Annotated in this window: 1 protein-coding gene; it reads right to left on the reverse strand. The window is 54.4% G+C overall.

Annotated features, from left to right (window positions below):
• Positions 1-283: IS66 family transposase (locus tag ACO0LF_RS31725; protein WP_423021431.1), on the reverse strand; the 283-nt coding region annotated here is incomplete at both ends.

Raw genomic sequence — 283 nt, forward strand, 5'->3', positions numbered from 1 at the left:
CAAATCAAAGAATTTGCGTCTGGCATGTGCCAGGCAAGCCAGTTCCGTGATGCCATTGGCAAACAAGGCTTTATAGCCCGCATAGTCATCCACCATGAGATACCCTTGCCAGCCACTGAGGAAGTGCTGGACATGGCTGCCACTGCGGCCAGGCTGGAAATCAAAGACCGTGATAGGTGGACCTTCATCATACGCAGTGCTGCAGTAAGCCCATAAATACGCCCGTTTGGTCTTGCCCTTGCCGGGATCAAGTTGCGGCACCGGTGTCTCATCGGCATGCAGG

Source organism: Undibacterium sp. Di27W, assembly GCF_049340345.1.
Lineage (GTDB): Bacteria > Pseudomonadota > Gammaproteobacteria > Burkholderiales > Burkholderiaceae_D > Undibacterium.